General features: G+C 55.8%; 21 protein-coding genes. 3 read left to right on the top strand and 18 right to left on the bottom strand.

Annotated elements, in window-relative coordinates:
• Position 1: 1 nt before the first annotated feature.
• From ybgC to HXW73_RS08655, 6 genes are all read right to left on the bottom strand, one after another.
• A complete protein-coding gene (gene ybgC / locus HXW73_RS08680) occupies positions 2–394 on the bottom strand; it encodes a tol-pal system-associated acyl-CoA thioesterase (RefSeq protein WP_186255808.1) in 393 nt (130 codons plus the stop codon).
• Entirely contained in the window at positions 391–1,428 is a 1,038-nt protein-coding gene (gene ruvB, locus HXW73_RS08675) for a Holliday junction branch migration DNA helicase RuvB (RefSeq protein WP_186255807.1), read from the bottom strand. Before ruvB ends, ybgC begins: the two co-directional genes overlap by 4 nt.
• Positions 1,429–1,459: 31 nt before the next feature.
• Positions 1,460–2,071 carry a Holliday junction branch migration protein RuvA gene (gene ruvA, locus HXW73_RS08670; protein ID WP_186255806.1) on the bottom strand — a complete coding sequence of 204 codons (612 nt, stop codon included), beginning with the start codon at positions 2,069–2,071 and terminating at the stop codon, positions 1,460–1,462.
• 78 nt (positions 2,072–2,149) lie between these two features.
• Complete coding sequence (ruvC, locus tag HXW73_RS08665; protein ID WP_186255805.1) at positions 2,150–2,704, bottom strand: crossover junction endodeoxyribonuclease RuvC; 555 nt, start codon at positions 2,702–2,704, stop codon at positions 2,150–2,152.
• A 74-nt stretch (positions 2,705–2,778) separates the two neighbouring features.
• Positions 2,779–4,560 (bottom strand): aspartate--tRNA ligase, encoded by a 1,782-nt coding sequence (gene aspS, locus HXW73_RS08660; protein ID WP_186255804.1) that lies wholly within the window; start codon positions 4,558–4,560, stop codon positions 2,779–2,781.
• Between the two features lie 66 nt (positions 4,561–4,626).
• Positions 4,627–4,911, bottom strand: coding sequence for an FmdB family zinc ribbon protein (locus tag HXW73_RS08655; RefSeq protein WP_186255803.1), 285 nt, complete (start codon positions 4,909–4,911; stop codon positions 4,627–4,629).
• A 181-nt stretch (positions 4,912–5,092) separates the two neighbouring features.
• On the opposite strand from HXW73_RS08655, the gene HXW73_RS08650 reads away from it, so the two are divergent.
• Positions 5,093–6,034 carry a D-2-hydroxyacid dehydrogenase gene (locus HXW73_RS08650; RefSeq protein WP_186255802.1) on the top strand — a complete coding sequence of 314 codons (942 nt, stop codon included), beginning with the start codon at positions 5,093–5,095 and terminating at the stop codon, positions 6,032–6,034.
• Here the strand turns inward: HXW73_RS08650 and yccX are convergent.
• Together yccX and HXW73_RS08640 are read right to left on the bottom strand one after the other, a co-directional pair.
• Complete coding sequence (gene yccX / locus HXW73_RS08645; protein WP_186255801.1) at positions 6,031–6,306, bottom strand: acylphosphatase; 276 nt, start codon at positions 6,304–6,306, stop codon at positions 6,031–6,033. The two genes, HXW73_RS08650 and yccX, sit on opposite strands and share 4 nt — an antisense overlap.
• A 14-nt stretch (positions 6,307–6,320) precedes the next feature.
• Positions 6,321–7,229 (bottom strand): YihY/virulence factor BrkB family protein, encoded by a 909-nt coding sequence (locus tag HXW73_RS08640; protein ID WP_186255800.1) that lies wholly within the window; start codon positions 7,227–7,229, stop codon positions 6,321–6,323.
• A 155-nt stretch (positions 7,230–7,384) separates the two neighbouring features.
• Between HXW73_RS08640 and HXW73_RS08635 the strand changes: the two genes are divergently transcribed.
• Complete coding sequence (locus HXW73_RS08635; RefSeq protein ID WP_186255799.1) at positions 7,385–8,488, top strand: bifunctional nicotinamide-nucleotide adenylyltransferase/Nudix hydroxylase; 1,104 nt, start codon at positions 7,385–7,387, stop codon at positions 8,486–8,488.
• 17 nt (positions 8,489–8,505) lie between these two features.
• On the opposite strand, the gene HXW73_RS08630 is transcribed toward HXW73_RS08635, so the two are convergent.
• From HXW73_RS08630 to HXW73_RS08600, 7 genes are all read right to left on the bottom strand, one after another.
• The gene (locus HXW73_RS08630) at positions 8,506–9,423 is read right to left on the bottom strand and encodes a LysR substrate-binding domain-containing protein (RefSeq protein ID WP_186255798.1); all 918 of its coding nucleotides are present in this window, start codon (positions 9,421–9,423) and stop codon (positions 8,506–8,508) included.
• 55 nt (positions 9,424–9,478) lie between these two features.
• The gene (gene cls, locus HXW73_RS08625) at positions 9,479–10,897 is read right to left on the bottom strand and encodes a cardiolipin synthase (RefSeq protein WP_186255797.1); all 1,419 of its coding nucleotides are present in this window, start codon (positions 10,895–10,897) and stop codon (positions 9,479–9,481) included.
• A gap of 116 nt (positions 10,898–11,013) precedes the next feature.
• A complete protein-coding gene (locus tag HXW73_RS08620) occupies positions 11,014–12,519 on the bottom strand; it encodes a fumarate hydratase (protein ID WP_186255796.1) in 1,506 nt (501 codons plus the stop codon).
• 174 nt (positions 12,520–12,693) lie between these two features.
• The gene (gene nei, locus HXW73_RS08615; RefSeq protein ID WP_186255795.1) at positions 12,694–13,521 is read right to left on the bottom strand and encodes an endonuclease VIII; all 828 of its coding nucleotides are present in this window, start codon (positions 13,519–13,521) and stop codon (positions 12,694–12,696) included.
• A 3-nt stretch (positions 13,522–13,524) separates the two neighbouring features.
• Positions 13,525–15,549 (bottom strand): excinuclease ABC subunit UvrB, encoded by a 2,025-nt coding sequence (uvrB, locus tag HXW73_RS08610; RefSeq protein ID WP_186255794.1) that lies wholly within the window; start codon positions 15,547–15,549, stop codon positions 13,525–13,527.
• Positions 15,550–15,576: 27 nt separating this feature from the next.
• On the bottom strand, positions 15,577–15,984 hold the full coding sequence (locus HXW73_RS08605) for an OsmC family protein (protein WP_186255793.1): 408 nt from the start codon (positions 15,982–15,984) through the stop codon (positions 15,577–15,579).
• Entirely contained in the window at positions 15,984–16,181 is a 198-nt protein-coding gene (locus HXW73_RS08600; RefSeq protein ID WP_066320516.1) for a hypothetical protein, read from the bottom strand. Before HXW73_RS08600 ends, HXW73_RS08605 begins: the two co-directional genes overlap by 1 nt.
• Before the next feature lie 209 nt (positions 16,182–16,390).
• Here HXW73_RS08600 and ygfZ point away from each other — a divergent pair, with 209 nt between their 5' ends.
• Complete coding sequence (gene ygfZ, locus HXW73_RS08595; protein ID WP_186255792.1) at positions 16,391–17,353, top strand: CAF17-like 4Fe-4S cluster assembly/insertion protein YgfZ; 963 nt, start codon at positions 16,391–16,393, stop codon at positions 17,351–17,353.
• Positions 17,354–17,377: 24 nt separating this feature from the next.
• Here the strand turns inward: ygfZ and HXW73_RS08590 are convergent, their stop codons facing one another.
• From HXW73_RS08590 to HXW73_RS08580, 3 genes are all read right to left on the bottom strand, one after another.
• A complete protein-coding gene (locus HXW73_RS08590) occupies positions 17,378–18,151 on the bottom strand; it encodes a TatD family hydrolase (RefSeq protein ID WP_186255791.1) in 774 nt (257 codons plus the stop codon).
• A gap of 20 nt (positions 18,152–18,171) precedes the next feature.
• The gene (locus HXW73_RS08585) at positions 18,172–19,761 is read right to left on the bottom strand and encodes a peptide chain release factor 3 (protein ID WP_186255790.1); all 1,590 of its coding nucleotides are present in this window, start codon (positions 19,759–19,761) and stop codon (positions 18,172–18,174) included.
• 232 nt (positions 19,762–19,993) lie between these two features.
• On the bottom strand, positions 19,994–20,203 hold the full coding sequence (locus tag HXW73_RS08580; RefSeq protein WP_066320510.1) for a putative motility protein: 210 nt from the start codon (positions 20,201–20,203) through the stop codon (positions 19,994–19,996).
• Positions 20,204–20,266: the final 63 nt, after the last annotated feature.

Below are 20,266 nucleotides of genomic sequence, written 5' to 3'. Positions count from 1 at the left end.
GTTACATCAGCGATTTGAGCGCAGACGGCCATGCCATTGGGCGAAGATCCTGCGCATTCAAGCACGCTATCTCGACCGTGGCGGCGCAAAGACGTTCAGTTCCCCGCCATACTTGCTGCTCAAATGTCATTCGACAGCGGCCGATGCTCACGACATCGGCACTTACGTCAAGCGCATCGTCTAACCTTGCAGGCTTGGTGTAATGACAGGACAAGCGATATACCACTAGCTGAGTGCCTGCGTCCAGCAACGTTTGCTGGTCGACCCCCAAGGATCTCAGCCATTCACTGCGGGCACGCTCCATAAACTTCAGGTAGTTAACGTAGTAGACAATCCCCCCCGCGTCTGTATCTTCCATGTAAACGCGGACTGGGAAACGCAGCGACTGGCTCATGGGCGCTGCTCCCCCTGGGCTTCAATGGACGCTTCATGGGGAACACGCTCAAAATGCAACCAAGCCTGCCGTGTGACGACGCGACCGCGGGGTGTCCGCATCATCAGCCCCTGCTGGATCAAATACGGCTCGATGACGTCTTCGATAGTATCGCGCTCCTCACCGATTGCCGCTGACAGCGAATCGACACCGACCGGCCCACCGTCGAATTTATCGATCATTGCCAGTAACAACCTGCGATCCATATGATCCAGTCCATGGTGGTCCACATTCAGCATGTTAAGTGCGGCGTCTGCCAGGGTTGCATTGACGGTGCCATCGCCCTTCATTTCGGCATAGTCGCGTACTCGGCGGAGCAACCGGTTGGCAATTCGTGGGGTGCCCCTTGAGCGACGGGCAATTTCAACGGCCCCTTCATGGTGGGTTTCAACGCCAAGCAGCTTGGCTGAACGGGTCACTATCTCGGTCAGCTCGGTGAGGTTATAAAATTCCAGCCGTTGAACGATGCCAAAACGATCGCGCAACGGCGAGGTGAGCAGCCCCGCTCGAGTGGTGGCGCCCACCAACGTAAAGCGCGGTAAATCCAGCTTGATCGAGCGTGCCGCGGGCCCCTCACCAATCATTATATCGAGCTGAAAATCCTCCATCGCTGGATACAGCACCTCTTCGACTACGGGCGATAAACGGTGGATTTCATCGATAAACAGAACGTCCCCAGGCTCCAGATTGGTCAGCATTGCAGCCAGGTCACCGGCACGCTCGAGCACCGGGCCCGACGTCGATTTGAGCCCCACGCCCATTTCAGTGGCAATAATGTTGGCCAGGGTGGTTTTACCCAAGCCTGGCGGGCCAAACACCAGCGTGTGGTCGAGGCTTTCTTCACGCAGTCGGGCGGCGCCAATAAAAATTTCCAACTGCTCGCGAACGCGGGGTTGGCCAATATAGTCCTGGAGCCGTTTAGGGCGAATCGCATGGTCGATACGCACTTCACCTTGCTCTGGCTCAGCGGCAATCAGTCGATCGTGCTCTAGCATAAGCGCTCATTTACGTCCGTGGTTATAGCGATCAGCCTTTCATGCGCTGGGTGAGTGCCGCCTTGATCAGGGCTTCGGTTGACTGAGAGCCATCAAGATCGGCCAGCATTTTCGTGGCTTCGGTTAGTTTGTAGCCAAGACTCACGAGCGCCGCCTCGGCGTCCGCCAAGCTGTTGCGGTGATGAGTAGCCTGTCCATTGGCGGCTTCCAGGGGAAGCGTTGTATCGCGGCCATTTTCCCACTCAGAGAAGCGGTCACGCATTTCGATAATCAATCGCTCAGCGGTTTTTTTACCCACGCCCGGAAGCTTGGTCAGCGCCTTGCTATCATCATCGCGCACGCAACGCATGAAGGCGTCTTCATCCATACCCGATAAAATGGCCAGGGCCAGCTTGGGCCCTACACCGTTAACTTTGATCAGGGCACGAAACAGGGCGCGTTCATGCTCGCGACCAAATCCATACAGCAGATGGGCGTCGTCCCGGATCGTGAGATGGGTATATAAAAAGATGCTTTCACCCACCGGCGGCAGCGCTACCAGCGTTGTCATCGACGTTTCCAGCTCGTAACCCACACCGTGCACATCCACCACTATCCACGGCGGCTGTTTCTCAATCAACTGGCCTTGAAGCCGTCCAATCATATTTACGCTCGCGCTAAGCCAAACCAGTCGCCACTATAAAGCCACTCTGTACAAGTGACCAGTGGTCAGGGCTGATTATCAGAGTCGCCAGCGCCCGGTGGAACGGCGGCGCCCTCCCCCCTGCGTGGTTAGCGCCTTGGGCCCTTGGCTGGCGTAGGCATGGGTCAGTGCGATGGCCAGTGCATCGGCGGCATCCGCCTGTGGTGAAGCGGCCAGATGCAGAATAGCCGTAACCATGTGTTGCACCTGTGCCTTATCGGCGCCGCCCTGACCGGTGACCGCCTGCTTGATCTGCCGCGCGGCATACTCGTCAACCGCCAGACCATGGTTGGCCATACAGACCAGCGCCACCCCTCTTGCCTGACCGAGCTTGAGCGCTGAATCGGGATTTTTGGCCATGAAAACGCGCTCTATGGCCACGGCATCTGGGCGGTGCAAACCGACCACTTCCCCTAGCCCGGCGTAGATTTGAGCCAGACGCTGCTCTAACGAACCTTCAGCGGTACGAATGCAGCCGCTAGCGACATAACGGGGAACAAGCCCAGCAAGCTCGATGACACCATAGCCGGTAATACGCGAACCAGGGTCAATGCCCAGGATACGCAGCGGATTGGATAAGGCAGGTGTCTGCATATAACAGCACTCAGGTCGTCCAAACAAAAACACCGACGCCTGGGCGCCGGTGCAAGGAGGTATATAAAGAGCGCTTATTCGGCCGTGGTGTCCGCTTTAGCTTTCTGACGCAAGCGGATATTAAGGTCTTTTAGCTGCTCTGCGCTGACTTCACCCGGGGCGTCGGTCATCAAACAGGCGGCGCTTTGGGTTTTCGGGAACGCAATCACTTCGCGGATGGTCTTGGCACCGGCCATCAGCATCACCAGGCGGTCCAGACCGAAGGCCAAACCACCGTGGGGCGGCGCACCGTACTGGAGAGCATCAAGTAGGAAGCCAAACTTCTCCTGGGCTTCTTCCTGTCCGATCCCCAGGATATCAAACACCGTATGCTGCATGGTTTGATCGTGAATACGGATTGAGCCGCCGCCAAGCTCGGTGCCATTCAGCACCATGTCGTAAGCGCGCGACAGTGCATTTGCCGGGTCATCCTTGAGTGCTTCAGGTGAGCACGACGGGGCAGTAAAGGGATGATGCAGCGGGCTGAGCCTGCCGTTATCGTCCTCTTCGAACATCGGGAAGTCGACAACCCAGAGCGGTGCCCAGGCCTGGGTGTACAGATCAAGGTCAGCCCCCAGCTTGACGCGCAATGCGCCAATCGCTTCGTTGACGATACGCGTCTTGTCAGCACCAAAGAAAATAATGTCGCCGTCTTTGGCGTCGACGCGGTCGAGCAGTTCCTCAACCACGTTTTCCATGAACTTGACGATCGGCGACTGCAGCCCGTCGAGCCCTTTAGCGCGCTCGTTGACCTTGATCCACGCCAGACCCTTGGCGCCGTAGATACCGACAAATTTGGTATATTCGTCGATTTCCTTGCGCGAAAGCGATGCACCGCCGGGAACTTTCAACGCGGCAACGCGGCCGTCTGCCGCATTTGCTGGTCCAGAGAACACCTTAAAGTCAACCTGTTGCATCAGGTCATCGACATTGGTCAACTCAAGGGGGATGCGCAAGTCGGGCTTGTCTGAACCAAAGCGGTCCATGGCTTCCTGCCAGGTCATGCGCGGAAACGCGGCCAGATTGACATCGAGCACTTCCTGGAAGAGTTGACGAATCATGGACTCGGTAATGTCCATGATGTCGTTTTCTTCAACGAACGAGGCCTCGATGTCGATTTGCGTGAACTCGGGCTGACGGTCGGCACGCAGATCTTCGTCGCGGAAACACTTGGCAATCTGGTAGTAGCGGTCAAACCCCGCCACCATCAACAGCTGCTTGAAGAGCTGGGGCGACTGCGGCAACGCAAAGAAATTACCCGCATGGGTACGGCTCGGCACCAGGTAATCGCGTGCCCCTTCAGGGGTCGCACGGGTCAAAACCGGGGTTTCGATATCCAGAAAACCCTGATTTTCGAGGAACGCGCGGACGGTGTGTGAAATACGCGAACGCAGCCGCAGCTTGTCGATCATATCGGGGCGGCGCAAATCGATATAGCGGTGCTTGAGGCGTACCTCTTCACCGACCTTGCCGTGCTCGTCGAGCTGGAAAGGCGGCGTCACAGCGGTGTTTAGCACTTCGACGTCTTTTGCCAGTACTTCAATCATCCCGGTGGGCATGTTCGGATTTTGCGTGCCTTCCGGGCGCAGGCGAACCCGCCCGGTAATGCGCAGAACGAACTCATTGCGAGCACGGTCGGCATTGGCAAACGCCTCGGCGGTGTCTGGGTCCACGACGAACTGAGCGACGCCATCGCGATCGCGCATATCGAGAAAGATAACCCCACCATGGTCACGGCGGCGATGCACCCAACCGCATACGGTGACCGTCTGGTCTACCAATGTTTCGTTTAGCTGGCCGCAATAATGACTGCGCATGTTTCATCCTGTTGTGTTTCGTGGCAAAAGGTAATTGTGGACCTTGATTCGGCCCGACAACGTCGGCTAGGCCGCCGTGTCTTTTTTCTTGGGCGCAGGACTGGCGCCATTCTGGCTGCCGGTCTCGGGCGTTGCGCTTTTTGCATCAGCAGCTAAATTCTTTTTACTGCCGGTTTTAAAATCAGTTTCATACCAGCCGCCGCCCGCCAGACGGAAACCGGCAGCTGATACCAGCCGCGACAAGCTGGCGCTTTCGCAGACAGGACAATCCGTTAACGGATCGGCGCTGATTTTTTGCAATTTATCCATGCGATGGCCGCAGGCCTTGCACTCATATTCATAGATGGGCATGTTGATGACTCCAGAAAAGCTCAACTCCGACAAAACAGCAACATGAATGCTGCCAAGCTGCAATATGCGGCCCGTCGGGATAAATTCCAAGGCGATGATTATTCACGCCAGCTTATTATACCCTTTTGTGCCCCCTGCCGAGCAAGGCTAGACGCCACCGGCAGACAGTGGAGGTCAGAAAATGCCTAATGCAGTGATACTGGATGCCGAGAGCCTTGGCCCGCAAATTGATCTAACCGCCATCCACCAGGCGGTATCGCGCCTTGAGGTGTTTGGTCAAAGCACGTCTCAACAGGCGCGTGAGCGCCTGGCCAATACCGATATCGCCATTGTCAATAAAGTTGTCTTGGATGCGGAGACCCTCAAGCAACTGCCCTCGCTCAAGTTGATCTGTGTGCTGGCCACCGGGCTCAACAATATCGACCTGGAGACTGCCAGCGCCCAAGGTATAGCGGTTAAAAACGTTGCCGCTTATGGCACCGCCAGTGTGTCACAGCACACCTTGATGCTAATGCTGACATTGGCAAACAGACTGCCGCTTTATCAACGGGATGTCGCCGCGGGCGCCTGGCAAAACAGCGATTTCTTCTGCCTGCAGCATTATCCAACGATGCAGCTGTCGGGCAAGCACCTGGTGATGGTCGGCCAGGGCGAACTTGGCTCGGAAGTGGCGCGCCTGGCTAAAGCACTGGGAATGCGGGTAACCTTTGCCGCCCGCCCGGGTAATGAAGCGAACGACAACCGCCCGTCGCTCGACGACCTGCTGCCAGAAGCCGATGTCATCAGCCTTCACTGTCCGCTGAATGACGCCACACGCCACCTGATCAATGCAGCACGCCTGGCCAAGGTCAAGCCTTCGTTATTGCTGGTTAACTGCGCGCGTGGAGGCATTATCGACGAACATGCTGCCCTATCGGCACTCAGGGATGGGCAAATTGGCGGGCTTGCCGTCGACGTGCTTCCCAATGAGCCGCCACGCGAAGGACATCCCCTGCTAGATGCGCTGGATGAAGCACTCAACCTGGTTGTCACACCCCATAACGCCTGGGTTACGCCAGAAGCCCGGCAAAACATTGTCAGCTTGACCGTTGAAAACATCCGGCAGTGGGAAGCAAGCCGCTAATAAGTCGCAAAATGGTCCGGGGCGTGGCACTGATCCAAGACGTTAAATTCGACGTGGGTCACCTGCGCCCCGTCAGGGCCTTTCCATAACCACTCGCTGACGGTTTTCACGTCCTCAGGACTCCCACAAAGCAACACTTCAACACGGCCGTCAGGCAAGTTTTTCGCATAGCCGGTTAAACGGTGCTGCAGCGCCTGATGTTGGGTAGAGCGCCGAAACAAAACGCCTTGCACTTTTCCCGTCACCCACGCACGTACACAACAATCTGCCATTGTCGCCTCCTGTTCTAGCCGTCGTCATTTTCCTGATATTTGATAACAACAGCGCTATTGCGTGGCACCAACGGCCGACCTCTGCGCAACAGAAGCGAGCGTGTAAAGGCGGCGCCAAACAGCAAAATGAGGGATGAATAATAAACCCACAGCAACACCATCACCACAGAACCCGCCGCACCGTAAGTGGAAGCCGTTGCCGTATAGGCAAGATAGACTGCGATGACACTCCGGCCGATGGTAAATAACACGGCAGTTACCACAGCGCCAATCAGAACATCCTGCCAACTCAACACCACATCGGGCAAGACCTTAAAAATCGTCGCGAAAAGCAGCGCAACGACCAATAGCGAAACCAGTGATTCGGCCACTTGGCTCAGCAGGCCCACGTAAGGCAGCAGTTGATCTGCAGCACCGAGCGCACTACGAATGGCCACACCCAACGCTAACGAGACCAGCAATATAAACCCGATCGACAGCACAACCGTTAATGAGAGTATGCGATTTTTAATAAACACCAGCGCCCCGTTTGCGGTCGGCTTGGCGGTGACGCCCCAGATCGTATTGAGCGAGAACTGCATTTGCGCAAATACCGTCGTGGCACCCACGATAAGCGCGCCTACACCCAGGAGCGTCGGCATGATGCCCGCCTCCTGAATGCGTGATTGAGCGACGGCTTCCTCAACTACCGACGCGGCATCACTGCCGATAGTGCCTTGCAGTTGCGCGACGATCTGTCCTTGAGCCGCTTCCTCACCTAGCACAAGGCCAATGACGGTGACCGCAATAATAATGGTGGGCGCCAGTGAAAAAAGGGTGTAAAACGCCAGGGAGCCTGCATAGCTGAAGGCGTTGCGTTTCAACCATAATGACGCTGAATCCCTGATCACGTTGCCCCAAAAATAAGCGCTGCGTTTGAGCATGAAAACTCCCTTATCAATTGATACAGGGCCAACAATCCATGGCCTAATTTAACTAGCATACCCAATCGCACCGTTGGCTGCAGAGCTAGATTGCGCCGCCTCGCCAAGCCCACCATAATGCTTGACCATGATTTATAGACAAAGGATAGCCTCGCATGCCAACTGATGCCTCACATCCGAGCCAGGCGTATGAGTTTGACTGCCTCGTCTTTATTGGCCGTTTTCAGCCCCCTCATCTGGGCCATTTGGCGGTCATTTGTGAGGCACTGAAACAAGCCCGTCAGGTTATCGTATTGGTCGGCTCATCCTGGCAGGCACGCTCTTTGCGTAACCCATGGCGTTTTGAAGAACGGCAGATGATGTTGCGTTCAGGCTTTGACGAGGAAGATAACCAGCGACTGGAAATCACACCGCTACTGGATGCGCTTTACAACAACGACGTCTGGGTTCGCGATGTTCAGCGTAAAGTACGGGATTTAGCCGCGCCGGCAAATGCCAGGCTGCCACGGATCGGCCTTATTGGGGCTAGCCGGGGGCAATCCAGCTACTACCTATCGCTATTTCCGCAGTGGGAGTCGGTGAGTGTCCCGTTGGTCGAAGGCATTTCGGCAAGCCAGATCCGTGAACGTTTATTCCGATCGCCTGGCTCCACCGACGACTATCTCAGCACAGGGGCCTACCACGACTTACCGCCTGGCGTGGTTGATCGCGTGCAACATTTTTGCCGCGGCAGCGACTACGAACAACTGCTGGAAGAGCAGCAACTACTGGATCAGTACCGACAAGCCTGGCAACAAGCGCCCTACCCACCCATTTTTGTCACGGTCAACGCCGTAGTGGTCCAGTCAGGCCATGTGCTGTTGGTACGCCGTACCGCGGCACCGGGTAAGGGACTGTTCGCGTTGCCGGGTGGTTTTATCAATCCCCACGAACGGCTGCTGGACGCCTGCTTACGGGAATTGCGTGAACGTATTCGCTTGAAGGTACCTGAACCGGTTTTGAAAGGTTCATTAAGGGGTCAGCGCCTGTTTGATGAACCCCACCGCAGTTGGCGTGGCCGAACGCTGGCCGAAGCGTTTTACTTTGCCTTGCGCCCTGACCAGCAGCTACCGCGATTGAAACCTGTCAAGGGCGGTGACCATGCCCGCTGGGTCGCCCTTGCCGACCTCCAGCCCGACAGTCTGTTTGAAGATCATTTTTTTATTATTCAAAATTTTCTGGGCCTGCCTGCCGACTTCAGCAGCGAGCCATCGCACTAATTCAAAAGACTCGACCCTTATCCCTGCAGAAAATCGCGGGGCAGCTTCATCATTTGTCGCCACAAACGCTCGACACCTGGTTTATGCACCAACGAACAGCGGTATAGCCGGATTTCTAGCGGGATATCCCAATTGGCATCGGCGGCACGCACCAAACGACCGCTTTTGAGCTCCTCGCGTATACAGAAGTCCGGTATCCAGGCAACCCCCACACCCTGCAGTACCATACCTTTCAACCCCTCCGCCATGGCGGTTTCATAGACAGTCCGCAGTTTCATGCGTAGCGGGTCGTTTTTCAGCAGCATGCGCACACTGCGGCCTAAAAAGGCCCCCTGCGTATAAGCCAGATAGGGCACTGAGTCGTCTTGCTGAAGTGAAAACAATGGCTTGCCCTGGGCATCGGGTAACGACACGGGGAGCATATTGACGTTGCCGATCGAAAAAGACGGGAACACTTCGGCATCCAGCTGCATGGTGGCAAAAGGGTCATAGTAAGCCAGCATGAGGTCGCAGTTGCCTTCACGCAGCACGTGAATCGCCTCTCCGACGTTCATGGCGACCAATCGGGTAGGCAGCTCACCCAGGCCTTTTTGCAGCCGCGATATCCAGGGAGGATAAAAGCTCAGCGCCAATGAATGCGCGGCGACGATATCCAGCGCCTCATTGGCAATCGAGAGTCCCCGTAAATGGCCTAATGATTCGGTAAGCTGTTCAACAAGGTTGCGCGCGGTGACCAGAAAAAGCTGCCCTTCTGAGGTCAAGCCCACCGGCGTCGTCGAACGGTCAACCAACGTCACCCCCACCGCCTGCTCTAAAGCGCGAATACGCCGACTGAACGCTGGCTGAGTCACGTGTCGTTGCCTGGCCGATGCTGAAAAGCTACGTGTATTGGCCAATGCGACGAAATCTTCCAGCCATTTTGTTTCAAGGTTCACCAACGACTCCTTGTCACCCTAGTTATTTGAATTGATCTAGCGCCAAGCCGTCAGGCTACTGAATGGGCGCCGTTAAATAGGCCGCCCTTGAGACCACTTTTTTCCACCAGGGACGCTGGGCAATTTCATCCAGGCTGATACGACGACATCTTGCGAAATCGTTCTCGAGCATCAAGCTAACCTGATTGGCAACCGACGCGCTGGGCATAAAAGCGGTAATCTCAAAGTTTAACCGGAAAGAACGATTGTCCATATTCACCGTGCCGACGGTTGCAGCTTTGGTGTCAACAAGCATCACTTTTTGGTGAAGAAAACCAGGAAGATAACGGTATATTTTTACGCCAGCGCGAAGCATGTCGGGCAGGAATGAAAAAGCCGACAGGAAAACCAGCAAATGATCGGGGCGTTCAGGCATCATGACTCGCACATCCACTCCCCGCATAGCGGCCAGCCGAAGCGCATCCTGAACGCCTTGGTCCGGCACAAAATAGGGGCTGGTGACCCATAGTCGCTCTTCGGCACTTTGAATCACCTGCTGTATGAGCAGGCTGGCCGTGTCCTGGCGATCAGCAGGGCCCGAGGGAACCACGACTACGTGGTGGTTACTAGCGAAGGTCTTCAGGGGATACCAATCCAGCGTGATGACCTCCCCCGTGGCCCAATGCCAATCTTCCCAGAAGGCTTCCTGAAGTCCCAGCACACTCGGGCCTTCCAGTTTGAGATGCGTATCCCGCCAAGGTCCGCGATTGGGATCTTCACCCAGATACTCCACGCCGACGTTAAACCCGCCAAGCCAACCTTCCTGCCCGTCGACCACCATCACTTTACGGTGATTACGAAAATTCAATTGGAAAGGATGCTTAACGCCCCTAGAGGAGCGAAACGCACTGACTTCAATACCTGACTGCACCAAATCATTTAAATAGCGATCGCTGAGCTTTCGGCTGCCCATCTCGTCGTAGAGGAAATAGATACTGATACCACGTCGAACAGCCTGGTGAAGATGCTCCATCAACCGACGCCCAAGCCGATCATCCCGGACGATAAAAAATTGCAGGAGGATATAACGCTGCGCACTCTTGATGCCCGCAAACAGGCTTTCGAACGTCTCCTCGCCGTCAACCAGCAAGGTTGCCTGATTACCCTGCGTCATCGGCATCATGGCTAACTGCTCAACGGCTCGAATGTCAGCGCTTTTAGCCGAAACACCGTAAGGATCTATGTTGGCGCGATAACGTACCAGCATGCGGCGTAATATATTGTCACGCACCCCGCGAGCCGTGACGTAGCCATAAAACCGCGGCCTTCCAAATAGCCAATACGCCGGTACAGCAACATAAGGAAACGTCAGCAGTGAAATAATCCAGGCGACCGCCCCCTGAGAGGTCCGGCTGGACATCAGCGCCATAACCGCCGAAACAATCCCCAGCACATAGATCAATAAGATGCCGGTCCCTAGCAACCACGAGGTCATAGTGGTGTCCTCATTATGGGTGTCAATTCCATTGTGATGCGCCGGTCGAACATGGATAAAGGCCCCGCCACTGGCAGGGCCTTTATAGCCTAGGACACGCTACTCCTTTACGACATTCAAGCCGTCTGGGCGATAATATCCTTCCACTTGGCGGGCCCGGTCTGGTGAACCGAGGTCCCTGCGCTATCTACGGCAACAGTAACCGGCATATCTTCCACTTCAAACTCATAAATAGCTTCCATACCGAGATCTTCGAAGCCAACCACGCGGGATTTCTTGATCGCCTGGGCAACGAGATAGGCAGAGCCGCCGACCGCCATCAGATAAACCGCCTGATTATCGCGAATGGCGTCAATTGCTTCCTGCCCGCGCTCAGCCTTGCCCACCATGCCCAGCAAGCCCGTTTCTTCGAGCATGGTGCGGGTGAACTTGTCCATGCGGGTGGCGGTGGTAGGGCCTGCAGGGCCTACGACTTCATCACCAATCGGATCTACCGGGCCAACATAGTAGATAAACCGCCCTTTCATATCGACAGGCAACGGCTCGCCCTTTGCAATCATATCCACCATGCGCTTGTGGGCCGCATCGCGCCCGGTCAACAGCTTGCCATTCAACAAGAGCGTATCGCCGGGTTGCCAGGTTTTGACGTCTTCTGGGGTCACTGTATCCAGGTTGACCCGTTTGACGTTGTCGCCTGCCTCACGAGTAATTTCCGGCCAGTCTTCCAACTTGGGTGCAGGCAGCGCCACGGGGCCCGAGCCATCCAGCGTGAAGTGGGCATGGCGAGTAGCCGCGCAGTTGGGAATGATGGCGACCGGCTTATTCGCTGCGTGTGTTGGGTAATCCTTGACCTTGATATCCAGCACGGTCGTCAAACCACCCAGCCCCTGTGCGCCAATGCCACTTTTATTCACCTTGTCGAACAGCTCGAGACGCAGCTCCTCAGCGCGATTACTTGCCCCGCGCGCCTGAAGGTCCTGGATATCAATCGGGTCAAGCAGCGCCTCTTTCGCAATTTCCATGGCTTTTTCAGCCGTGCCGCCAATCCCGATACCCAACATACCGGGCGGACACCAGCCTGCCCCCATTTTAGGCAATTGCTCCATCACCCAATCCACCACGCTGTCAGAGGGGTTGAGCATGGCAAACTTCGATTTTGCTTCGCTACCGCCGCCTTTGGCCGCCACATGAATATCGACTTTATCCCCCGGCACGAGTTTATGGTGGATAATTGCCGGGGTGTTGTCTTTGGTATTCTGACGCTTGCCGTCAGGGTCAGCCAGAACAGACGCTCGGAGAATATTGTCGGGGAGCTGGTAGGCGCGACGCACGCCCTCGTTGACCATGTCGTCCAGGCTCATGTCGGCTTCCCAGGTCACATTCATACCCACATGAACGAACACGGTGACGATACCGGTATCCTGACAAATCGGGCGATGGCCGGTGGCGCACATACGCGAATTAATCAGAATCTGGGCAATGGCATCCTTGGCGGCGGGGTTTTCCTCGCGCTCATAAGCGGCCGCCATGGCATCGATAAAGTCTTTGGGATGGTAGTAAGAGATGTACTGCAGTGCATCGGCAACGCTTTGAATCACGTCGTCCTGGCGAATCACGGTCATGGACAAACTGCTCCTCGGTTATCGTCGTGGCGGCCTGAATGGTTATTGGAATAGCGGCCTATTTGGCATGTCGACATTATACCGTATTGGCATTACCCCGGCAGCAACACCAACGTTCTAGAATCAGGGAATAGAAGGTTTATTTTATCTGCATAAATAAGATAACGGTATAAATTATGGCATATTCATCTGGCAGCCGGTGCACCAGTAGAGTCGGCGGAAGCCGACCATCATTCGTTCGATGACGCTACCGCAACGGTGGCAGGAGAGTCCCGCCCGCTCAAAAACGCTGAAGCGCCATTGGCGGCGCGGCTCACCGGCGGCAATGGCCTGCTCAATCCAGGGCTTTGTATTGGTAACCCCCGCCTGCTGATAGGCCTGACGGGTCGTCTCGACAATATAAATTGCCAACTGTTGACGCTGTCGCTCGGTTAAATCAACCGGACGTTGCTTGGGGTGGCACTGGGCAAAGAAAAGAATTTCCGAGCGCAGATAATTGCCTAACCCCGCGACAAAAACCTGGTCGAGTAGCAATGCACCCAAGCTGCGCCGATGAAACTGCTTAAAATTCAAGCGCTGCTCCACCTGCTGTGGAGTCACCTCTTCGCTCAGCAGGTCAGGCCCTAGCCGGGATAGAAACGGGTGCTCGGACAGATTATCTTCATGCCAAAGTGAAATATCGGACGCGCTATACAGACTGGCACAGCGCCCTTCTGTGCTTAATCGAACGCGCAGCGAACGCCGGGTATTGGGAGGTTTATCTTCTTTATGCAGTTTCCAAACCCCATAAAGCTGATTGTGGGAGTAAAGCACGCGCTGATCGGCAAACCGAATCAGCATTGCCTTGCCCCGGGTATCTACCCGCGAGACCCGCGTCCCAATAAGCGACGCAGCCTGCTCGGCAAGTTCCGGGAAGGCGAACCAAGCATCGTCAACAACCCGGCCACCTATCTGCTGCTCAATACGATCCGCCGCACGACGGATTTCTGGACCTTCAGGCATGCCCTACCCTAGCGCCAGCTGTTTCTCTTTCATCTTGTGCAATTGATCGCGTAGACGAGCCGCTTCCTCAAACTCGAGGTTTTGCGCCGCTTCAAACATGGCATCTTCAATTTTGCTGATCGCCGCGAGGAAATCGTGCTTGTCCATGCTCGCGGTATCGTACTCGGCAACGCTTTCGGCCACTTTGCGATCACTGCCCCGCTTGCGATTGCTTTTCTTGCCCGGCGCCTGCGCGGCTTCCATGATATCGGTGACCGAGCGGGTGATCGTGGTCGGGGTAATCCCATGGGCTTCGTTGTGGGCCTTCTGCTTGTCACGCCGGCGTTCGGTTTCATCCATCGCTCTGCGCATGGAATCGGTAACCCGGTCGCCGTAAAGGATAGCTTTACCCTGGGCGTTACGCGCGGCGCGGCCAATGGTCTGGATCAATGAGCGCTCGTTACGCAGAAAACCTTCTTTATCGGCATCGAGAATGGCAACCAATGAAACTTCAGGGATATCCAGCCCTTCACGCAGCAGGTTAATCCCCACCAGCACGTCGAATTTACCCAGCCGCAGATCACGGATGATTTCCACCCGCTCGACGGTATCGATATCCGAGTGCAGGTAGCGAACGCGAATACCATGCTCGTCCAGGTATTCCGTCAAGTCTTCTGCCATGCGTTTGGTGAGGGTAGTCACCAGCACGCGTTCGCCCACTTCAGTGCGAAGACCAATCTCGGACAGCAAATCGTCAACCTGGGTGCTTGCAGGCCGCACTTCTATTTCGGGGTCCAGCAAGCCCGTCGGCCGCACGACTTGCTCAACAATCTGGCCTGCATGCTCGGCTTCATAGGGGCCCGGTGTTGCCGAGACAAAAATCGTTTGCGGCGAAATGGCTTCCCATTCTTCAAACTTCATCGGCCGGTTATCGAGCGCAGACGGCAAGCGGAAACCGTACTCCACCAGCGTTTCCTTGCGCGACCGGTCACCTTTGTACATGCCGCCTACCTGGGGCACGCTAACGTGGGATTCATCAATAAACAGCAGTGCATCGTCAGGCAGGTAATCGAAAAATGTCGGCGGTGGCTCGCCGGGTTCGCGGCCGGATAAATAGCGCGAATAATTTTCGATGCCGTTGCAGTAACCCAGCTCGAGCATCATCTCGATATCGTAAAGCGTGCGCTGCTCGAGCCGCTGCGCCTCGACCAGACGCTCGTGCTTGCGCAGCCACTCCAGGCGCTCTTTTAGTTCTGCCTTGATATCGTCAATCGCGCCAAGAATCGTCTCCCGGGGCGTCACGTAGTGGGATTTCGGGTAGATGGTCATGCGCGGCACTTGACCGCGCACGTCGCCCGTCAAAGGATCAAAGAGCCGGATCGAGTCGATTTCATCGTCAAACAACTCCACCCGAACGGCTTCTTCTTCGGCATCCGCCGGGAAAATATCGATCACATCGCCCCGCACCCGGTAAGTACCGCGGCGAAAATCCATATCGTTACGCGTGTACTGAAGTTCCGCCAGGCGACGCAGGAAGGCACGCTGGTCGATCAACTCGCCGCGGGTAAAATGCAAGCGCATCTTGAGGTACTGGTCAGGGTCGCCCAGGCCATAGATGGCAGACACGGACACGACAATCAACGCGTCCCGGCGCTCAAGGAGTGCTTTCGTCGCCGACAGGCGCATTTGCTCGATGTGGTCGTTGATGGAGGCATCTTTTTCAATAAACGTGTCCGACGAGGGCACATAGGCTTCCGGCTGGTAGTAATCGTAGTAGGAAACGAAGTACTCAACGGCGTTGTCGGGGAAAAACGCTTTGAATTCGCCATACAACTGCGCCGCCAGCGTCTTGTTGGGCGCCATGACGATCGTCGGCCGCTGCTGTTGCGCAACGATATTGGCCATGGTGAAGGTTTTCCCGGAGCCGGTGACGCCGAGTAGCGTTTGATGGGCAAGCCCCGACTCAAGCCCCCCCACCAGGCCCTTGATGGCGTTGGGCTGGTCGCCAGCAGGCTCAAATTTCGACTGCAACCGGAAATCCTTGCTCATCGTCGCTCCTGATCAGGGTAAGGCGAGCTACGTGGTGCTCGTCGTAATCTCCACGGTCGATGTGGTCATCAACCGCTGGATGGGGCAGCGGTGGCTGATATCTTCCAGCCGGGCACGCTGCTCATGGTCATCAATGCCGTGAAATGTCATCGTCACCGCCAGCTTGTATACGCCTTTCGTTTCCTGGCTGTCATCGCGCTGAACAGTGACGGTAATGCCTTCCAGTGGCCATTGCTTGCGCTTGGCATACATCTGTACGGTAATTGCCTTACAGGTTCCCAAGGCGATATCAAAATAGTCGTGGGGGTCAGGCGCGCTGCCGTCTCCCCCCACAACAGGCGGCACATCAGCGGCCAGGTCTTCAAGGCCGTCAACCTCAACGCGTTGGCGGAAGACGCTGTTGCGTTCACTGATCACCGTAATCGGCTTGTGCATCATGTTACCTTTATACCCAGGTTGAGCTTTTCAACGGCCTTGATGAGCGCCTCACGCTTTACCCGGCCGTCCACTTCAGCGCCATAGCGGCCCACCTCAGCGCTGTCCACGCCGTCGAGCATCATCAGTGCTGTGGTAATCTGATTGACCTGTTCAGCGGATTTAACACCGTGAAAGGTTAATGATTGCTGTGCCATCGGCTAACCTTGTTTCAATACATTGTAGCGTCACGGGTCAATGCCAACGGATATTGGCTCTCCGAGCGGTTTGATATTGTCCTATGCAAAACTGATACAGACAACGAGTCTAGCATGCGGCGGGGACCTTGCAATCGAGGCCCATCGCCCACACATAAGGTAATATTGATTCGCATCACGATTCAGCCACCCCTTCAACAGGAGTTGTCATGGCGACCGTTCCCTCAATCGATGCCCTTAACAGCGGTATTCGCCTTAACCATTTAGCGGCGTTGGATATCCAAGGACCCGATGCCGAGAAATTCTTGCAAGGGCAAACCAGCGCTCAAGTCAGCCTGGCCGATGGGCGCTTTGCGCCGCTCACCTGTTTCTGTACGCCGAAGGGGCGCATGCTGGCAAATGCTCAACTGATGAAGGTCGGTGATGCTCACTATCGTCTACTACTCAGTGCTTCACTGCTGGAAACGCTAACCGGCCACTTAAAAAAGTTTGCCGCTTTTTATAAAGCGGAGCTGACCCCACTTCCCGAGCTCTCGCTGGTCGGCGTGGGTGAAAATGCCCGCTCAATCGCGGAAAAGCTGGAGCTGCCCTTGCCCAACGCACCTGGCACTCAATCCGCAAACCCGCGCGCCAGCGTGCTGTGTTACCCGGGCGATACGCCGCGCTGGCTGTTCTGCCTGGAAGACGACTCCCTGGTTGAGGCGCTTGACGATGAAAGCGGACGTGCCGCCTGGCAATTAGCTGACATTCGCAGCGGCCTGGCGTGGCTGACCGAGGCACAGCAGGACCATTTCCTGCCGCAGATGCTCAACTGGGAAGCCTTGGGAGGCATTAGCTTCAAAAAAGGCTGTTACACCGGCCAGGAAGTCGTTGCCCGAGCCCATTTTCGTGGTCAGGTCAAAAAACGCCTGGTGCGCGCCGAGCTTTCGAATGCCGATGCGCCAACAACCGGAGACACGATCGTCAATGAAGCCAACAAAGCCGTCGGTGAAGTCGTTATCAGCGCCTTGAGCGAAACAGGCAGCATTGAGCTTCTGGCCGTCATGAATACCAAGGTAATGGAAGAGGCCATGCCCGTATATATCGGCGAGGCCCGCTTGACACTGCTCGACCTTCCCTACCCTATCGAACGGCTCGACCCGGAGCAGCTCGCCATGGGTCTGGCGAATTAAACGCTGCTTATTAACCGCTGCTTATTAACCGCAAATAGGTAAGCGAAACAGGCGGGCAGCATTGGCGCTGCTGATGGCGGCAACATGCTCGCGTGTTTGACCGCGTAATGCCGCCACGACATTGCAAACGTCACTCACTCGGCGGGGTTCATTGCGCTGGCCCTGGTAACCACTGAGCGGCATATCCGGGCTGTCCGTTTCCAACACAAAACTGTCATCGGGTAATGCCTTGATGACGCGGTGCAATCGCTTTGCCCGTTGATAAGTCGCCGCGCCACCCAGCCCCAGAATATAACCGAGATCCACAAACTTCCTGGCCTGTTCGTAAGACCCGGCAAAGGCATGGATCAACCCGGCTCTGGCAAGCGTGCGTTGGCGGAGCCGCTTGGCGACGGTGTCATTGGCTTTGACACAGTGCACCACCACCGGCAACCCATGCTGCTTGGCCAAGGTTAATTGGGCATCAAAATACGCCCACTGGGCATCAAGGGTAGTGTCAAAGCGGGCATCGATCCCGCACTCGCCGACGGCCACCAGCTCGGGACGCTCATTCAGCAAGCACTCAAGCTGGGCAAGGTCCTGGTCACGGTGTTCATCCATGAAGTAAGGATGAAGCCCCGCGCAAACGCTGACATCCTGACGTTGCTGCCCCAGCGCCAGCACGGGTTGCCAGCGGGCGTACGTCGTCCCCGGCACGATGAAATGCTTGACCCCCACGCCTCTTGCGGCTGCCATGACCGCATCACGATCAGGGTCGAACACCGCAAAATCAAGATGGCAGTGGGCATCAATCAGCATGGTCGCCTCGTATTGCCAGGCTAGTGCTCGCGCGTCGGTTGGAAGCGGATATCCGGCCAGCGCTCCTGGGTCATTTGCAAGTTGACGCGGGTCGGTGCGATGTAGGTCAGGTAACCGCCGCCATCGATAGCCAGGTTGGTGCTTGCCTTGCGCTTGAATTCTTCCAGCATCTTGGCATCTTCACAATACACCCAGCGCGCCGTCTGAACATTGACGGCTTCATAGAGGCAGTCAACCTTGTATTCTTCCTTCAAGCGGTGCGCCACGACGTCAAACTGCAGCGTCCCCACTGCGCCCAGAATCAGGTCGTTGTTGTCGATCGGCATGAAGACCTGGGTAGCGCCTTCTTCCGAGAGCTGCTGCAGGCCTTTCTGCAAGGCTTTCATTTTAAGCGGGTCTTTCAAACGAACGCGTTTGAACAGCTCCGGCGCAAAGTGCGGTATACCGGTGAAGCGCATATTCTCACCCACGGTAAACGTATCGCCAATCTGGATCGTGCCGTGGTTGTGCAGGCCGATAATATCGCCGGGCCAGGCTTCTTCCACCTGGGAACGGTCCGAGGCCATGAACGTCAGCGCGTCGGCAATTTTGACATCCTTGTTGATACGCACATGGCGCATCTTCATGTTCTTGTCGTACTTGCCCGAGCACACCCGCAGGAAAGCGATACGATCGCGGTGATTAGGATCCATATTGGCCTGGATTTTAAACACGAAGCCAGTAAAGCGAGGATCGTCGGCCGGAACATCTCGCACATCAGTTTCCCGGGCTTGGGGAGCTGGCGCATATTCGACAAAGCCATCCAGCATTTCGCGCACGCCAAAGTTACCCATCGCCGTCCCGAAGTAAACCGGTGTCAGTTCCCCGCGACGATAAGCGTCAAGATCAAACTGATGGGAAGCACCGCGCACCAGTTCGACTTCCATGCGCAGTTCTTCGGCCTGCTCTTCACCCAGCACTTCTTCCACCTCGGGACTATCCAACCCTTCGATACGCTTATCCTCGGGGATACGACTGCCCTGACCCTGGGTATAGAGATGAACCACATCATTGTAAAGGTGATACACCCCGCGGAAATGCCGTCCCATACCGATGGGCCATGTCATGGGCGCACACTGGATATTGAGCACCGTCTCGACCTCGTCCATCACCTCGATAGGATCACGGATATCGCGGTCCATTTTATTGATGAAGGTCAGAATCGGCGTGGTACGTAGACGACAGACATCCATCAGCTTGATGGTCCGATCCTCGACGCCTTTAGCGCCATCAATCACCATCAGGGCAGAGTCCACTGCTGTCAGGGTACGGTAGGTATCTTCAGAGAAATCTTCGTGACCTGGCGTATCGAGCAGGTTAACGATACGCCCCCCGTAGGGAAACTGCATTACGGAGGTTGTCACCGAGATACCCCGCTCCTGCTCCATTTTCATCCAGTCCGACGTGGCATGGCGATCATTGCGCTTGCTTTTCACCGAACCGGCGAGCTGTATGGCATTGCCGAACAGCAGCATTTTCTCAGTGATGGTCGTTTTACCGGCATCGGGGTGCGAAATGATAGCAAAGGTTCTTCTAAGCCCGGCTTCCTGGGCTAATTGAGTATCTTTCATCGGGCCTCATCATTAGCGTTGACTCAACCGAACACATAGATGCCAAGTGTCAGCGGCCGAGCTATATGGCATTGCTGGTAATTGTACCCTCGCAGAGAGTATTGGGCCACAGGCGGGCGGTGATGGCGGCGGGTTTGTTAAAGGTAGCCAACTCGCCTGCAAGAACGCCAGGCATAAAAAAACGCCGGGAGACCGGCGTTTTTTCTCAAAGCTGTCGTAAAGCTATGCAATTTCAGGCAAAGGTGTTGACCTGAGTTCCCACGGTGCCCTCTTTTGCCAGATCAGGCTGCGCACCAGTATCGGCAGACGCCATGATGTCAGTCACTTGCTGCGCCTGAGTATCCAATGCTTCCTTGAATACCTGCATCTGCGCTTGCTCAGCACTTTGAGCCTGGTTCATGTAAAGCGCCGTGCTGACGGCGTTGCTGACTGCTACATCCATATAATCACCTCAATGTAGTACGAATATACTAGAAGACTAGCAAATGGTGTGACAACACGCAAA

Origin of the sequence: Halomonas sp. SH5A2 (genome assembly GCF_014263395.1) — a bacterium.
Classification (GTDB): Bacteria; Pseudomonadota; Gammaproteobacteria; order Pseudomonadales; family Halomonadaceae; genus Vreelandella.
This window is presented reverse-complemented; position numbering and strand designations above follow the sequence as displayed.

Coding starts and splice junctions, on each gene's coding strand:
- ybgC (WP_186255808.1), bottom strand. CDS start 394: ATGAGCCAGTCGCTGCGTTTCCCAGTCCGCGTTTACATGGAAGATACA.
- ruvB (WP_186255807.1), bottom strand. CDS start 1,428: ATGCTAGAGCACGATCGACTGATTGCCGCTGAGCCAGAGCAAGGTGAA.
- ruvA (WP_186255806.1), bottom strand. CDS start 2,071: ATGATTGGACGGCTTCAAGGCCAGTTGATTGAGAAACAGCCGCCGTGG.
- ruvC (WP_186255805.1), bottom strand. CDS start 2,704: ATGCAGACACCTGCCTTATCCAATCCGCTGCGTATCCTGGGCATTGAC.
- aspS (WP_186255804.1), bottom strand. CDS start 4,560: ATGCGCAGTCATTATTGCGGCCAGCTAAACGAAACATTGGTAGACCAG.
- HXW73_RS08655 (WP_186255803.1), bottom strand. CDS start 4,911: ATGCCCATCTATGAATATGAGTGCAAGGCCTGCGGCCATCGCATGGAT.
- HXW73_RS08650 (WP_186255802.1), top strand. CDS start 5,093: ATGCCTAATGCAGTGATACTGGATGCCGAGAGCCTTGGCCCGCAAATT.
- yccX (WP_186255801.1), bottom strand. CDS start 6,306: ATGGCAGATTGTTGTGTACGTGCGTGGGTGACGGGAAAAGTGCAAGGC.
- HXW73_RS08640 (WP_186255800.1), bottom strand. CDS start 7,229: ATGCTCAAACGCAGCGCTTATTTTTGGGGCAACGTGATCAGGGATTCA.
- HXW73_RS08635 (WP_186255799.1), top strand. CDS start 7,385: ATGCCAACTGATGCCTCACATCCGAGCCAGGCGTATGAGTTTGACTGC.
- cls (WP_186255797.1), bottom strand. CDS start 10,897: ATGACCTCGTGGTTGCTAGGGACCGGCATCTTATTGATCTATGTGCTG.
- HXW73_RS08620 (WP_186255796.1), bottom strand. CDS start 12,519: ATGACCGTGATTCGCCAGGACGACGTGATTCAAAGCGTTGCCGATGCA.
- nei (WP_186255795.1), bottom strand. CDS start 13,521: ATGCCTGAAGGTCCAGAAATCCGTCGTGCGGCGGATCGTATTGAGCAG.
- uvrB (WP_186255794.1), bottom strand. CDS start 15,549: ATGAGCAAGGATTTCCGGTTGCAGTCGAAATTTGAGCCTGCTGGCGAC.
- HXW73_RS08605 (WP_186255793.1), bottom strand. CDS start 15,984: ATGCACAAGCCGATTACGGTGATCAGTGAACGCAACAGCGTCTTCCGC.
- HXW73_RS08600 (WP_066320516.1), bottom strand. CDS start 16,181: ATGGCACAGCAATCATTAACCTTTCACGGTGTTAAATCCGCTGAACAG.
- ygfZ (WP_186255792.1), top strand. CDS start 16,391: ATGGCGACCGTTCCCTCAATCGATGCCCTTAACAGCGGTATTCGCCTT.
- HXW73_RS08590 (WP_186255791.1), bottom strand. CDS start 18,151: ATGCTGATTGATGCCCACTGCCATCTTGATTTTGCGGTGTTCGACCCT.
- HXW73_RS08585 (WP_186255790.1), bottom strand. CDS start 19,761: ATGAAAGATACTCAATTAGCCCAGGAAGCCGGGCTTAGAAGAACCTTT.
- HXW73_RS08580 (WP_066320510.1), bottom strand. CDS start 20,203: ATGGATGTAGCAGTCAGCAACGCCGTCAGCACGGCGCTTTACATGAAC.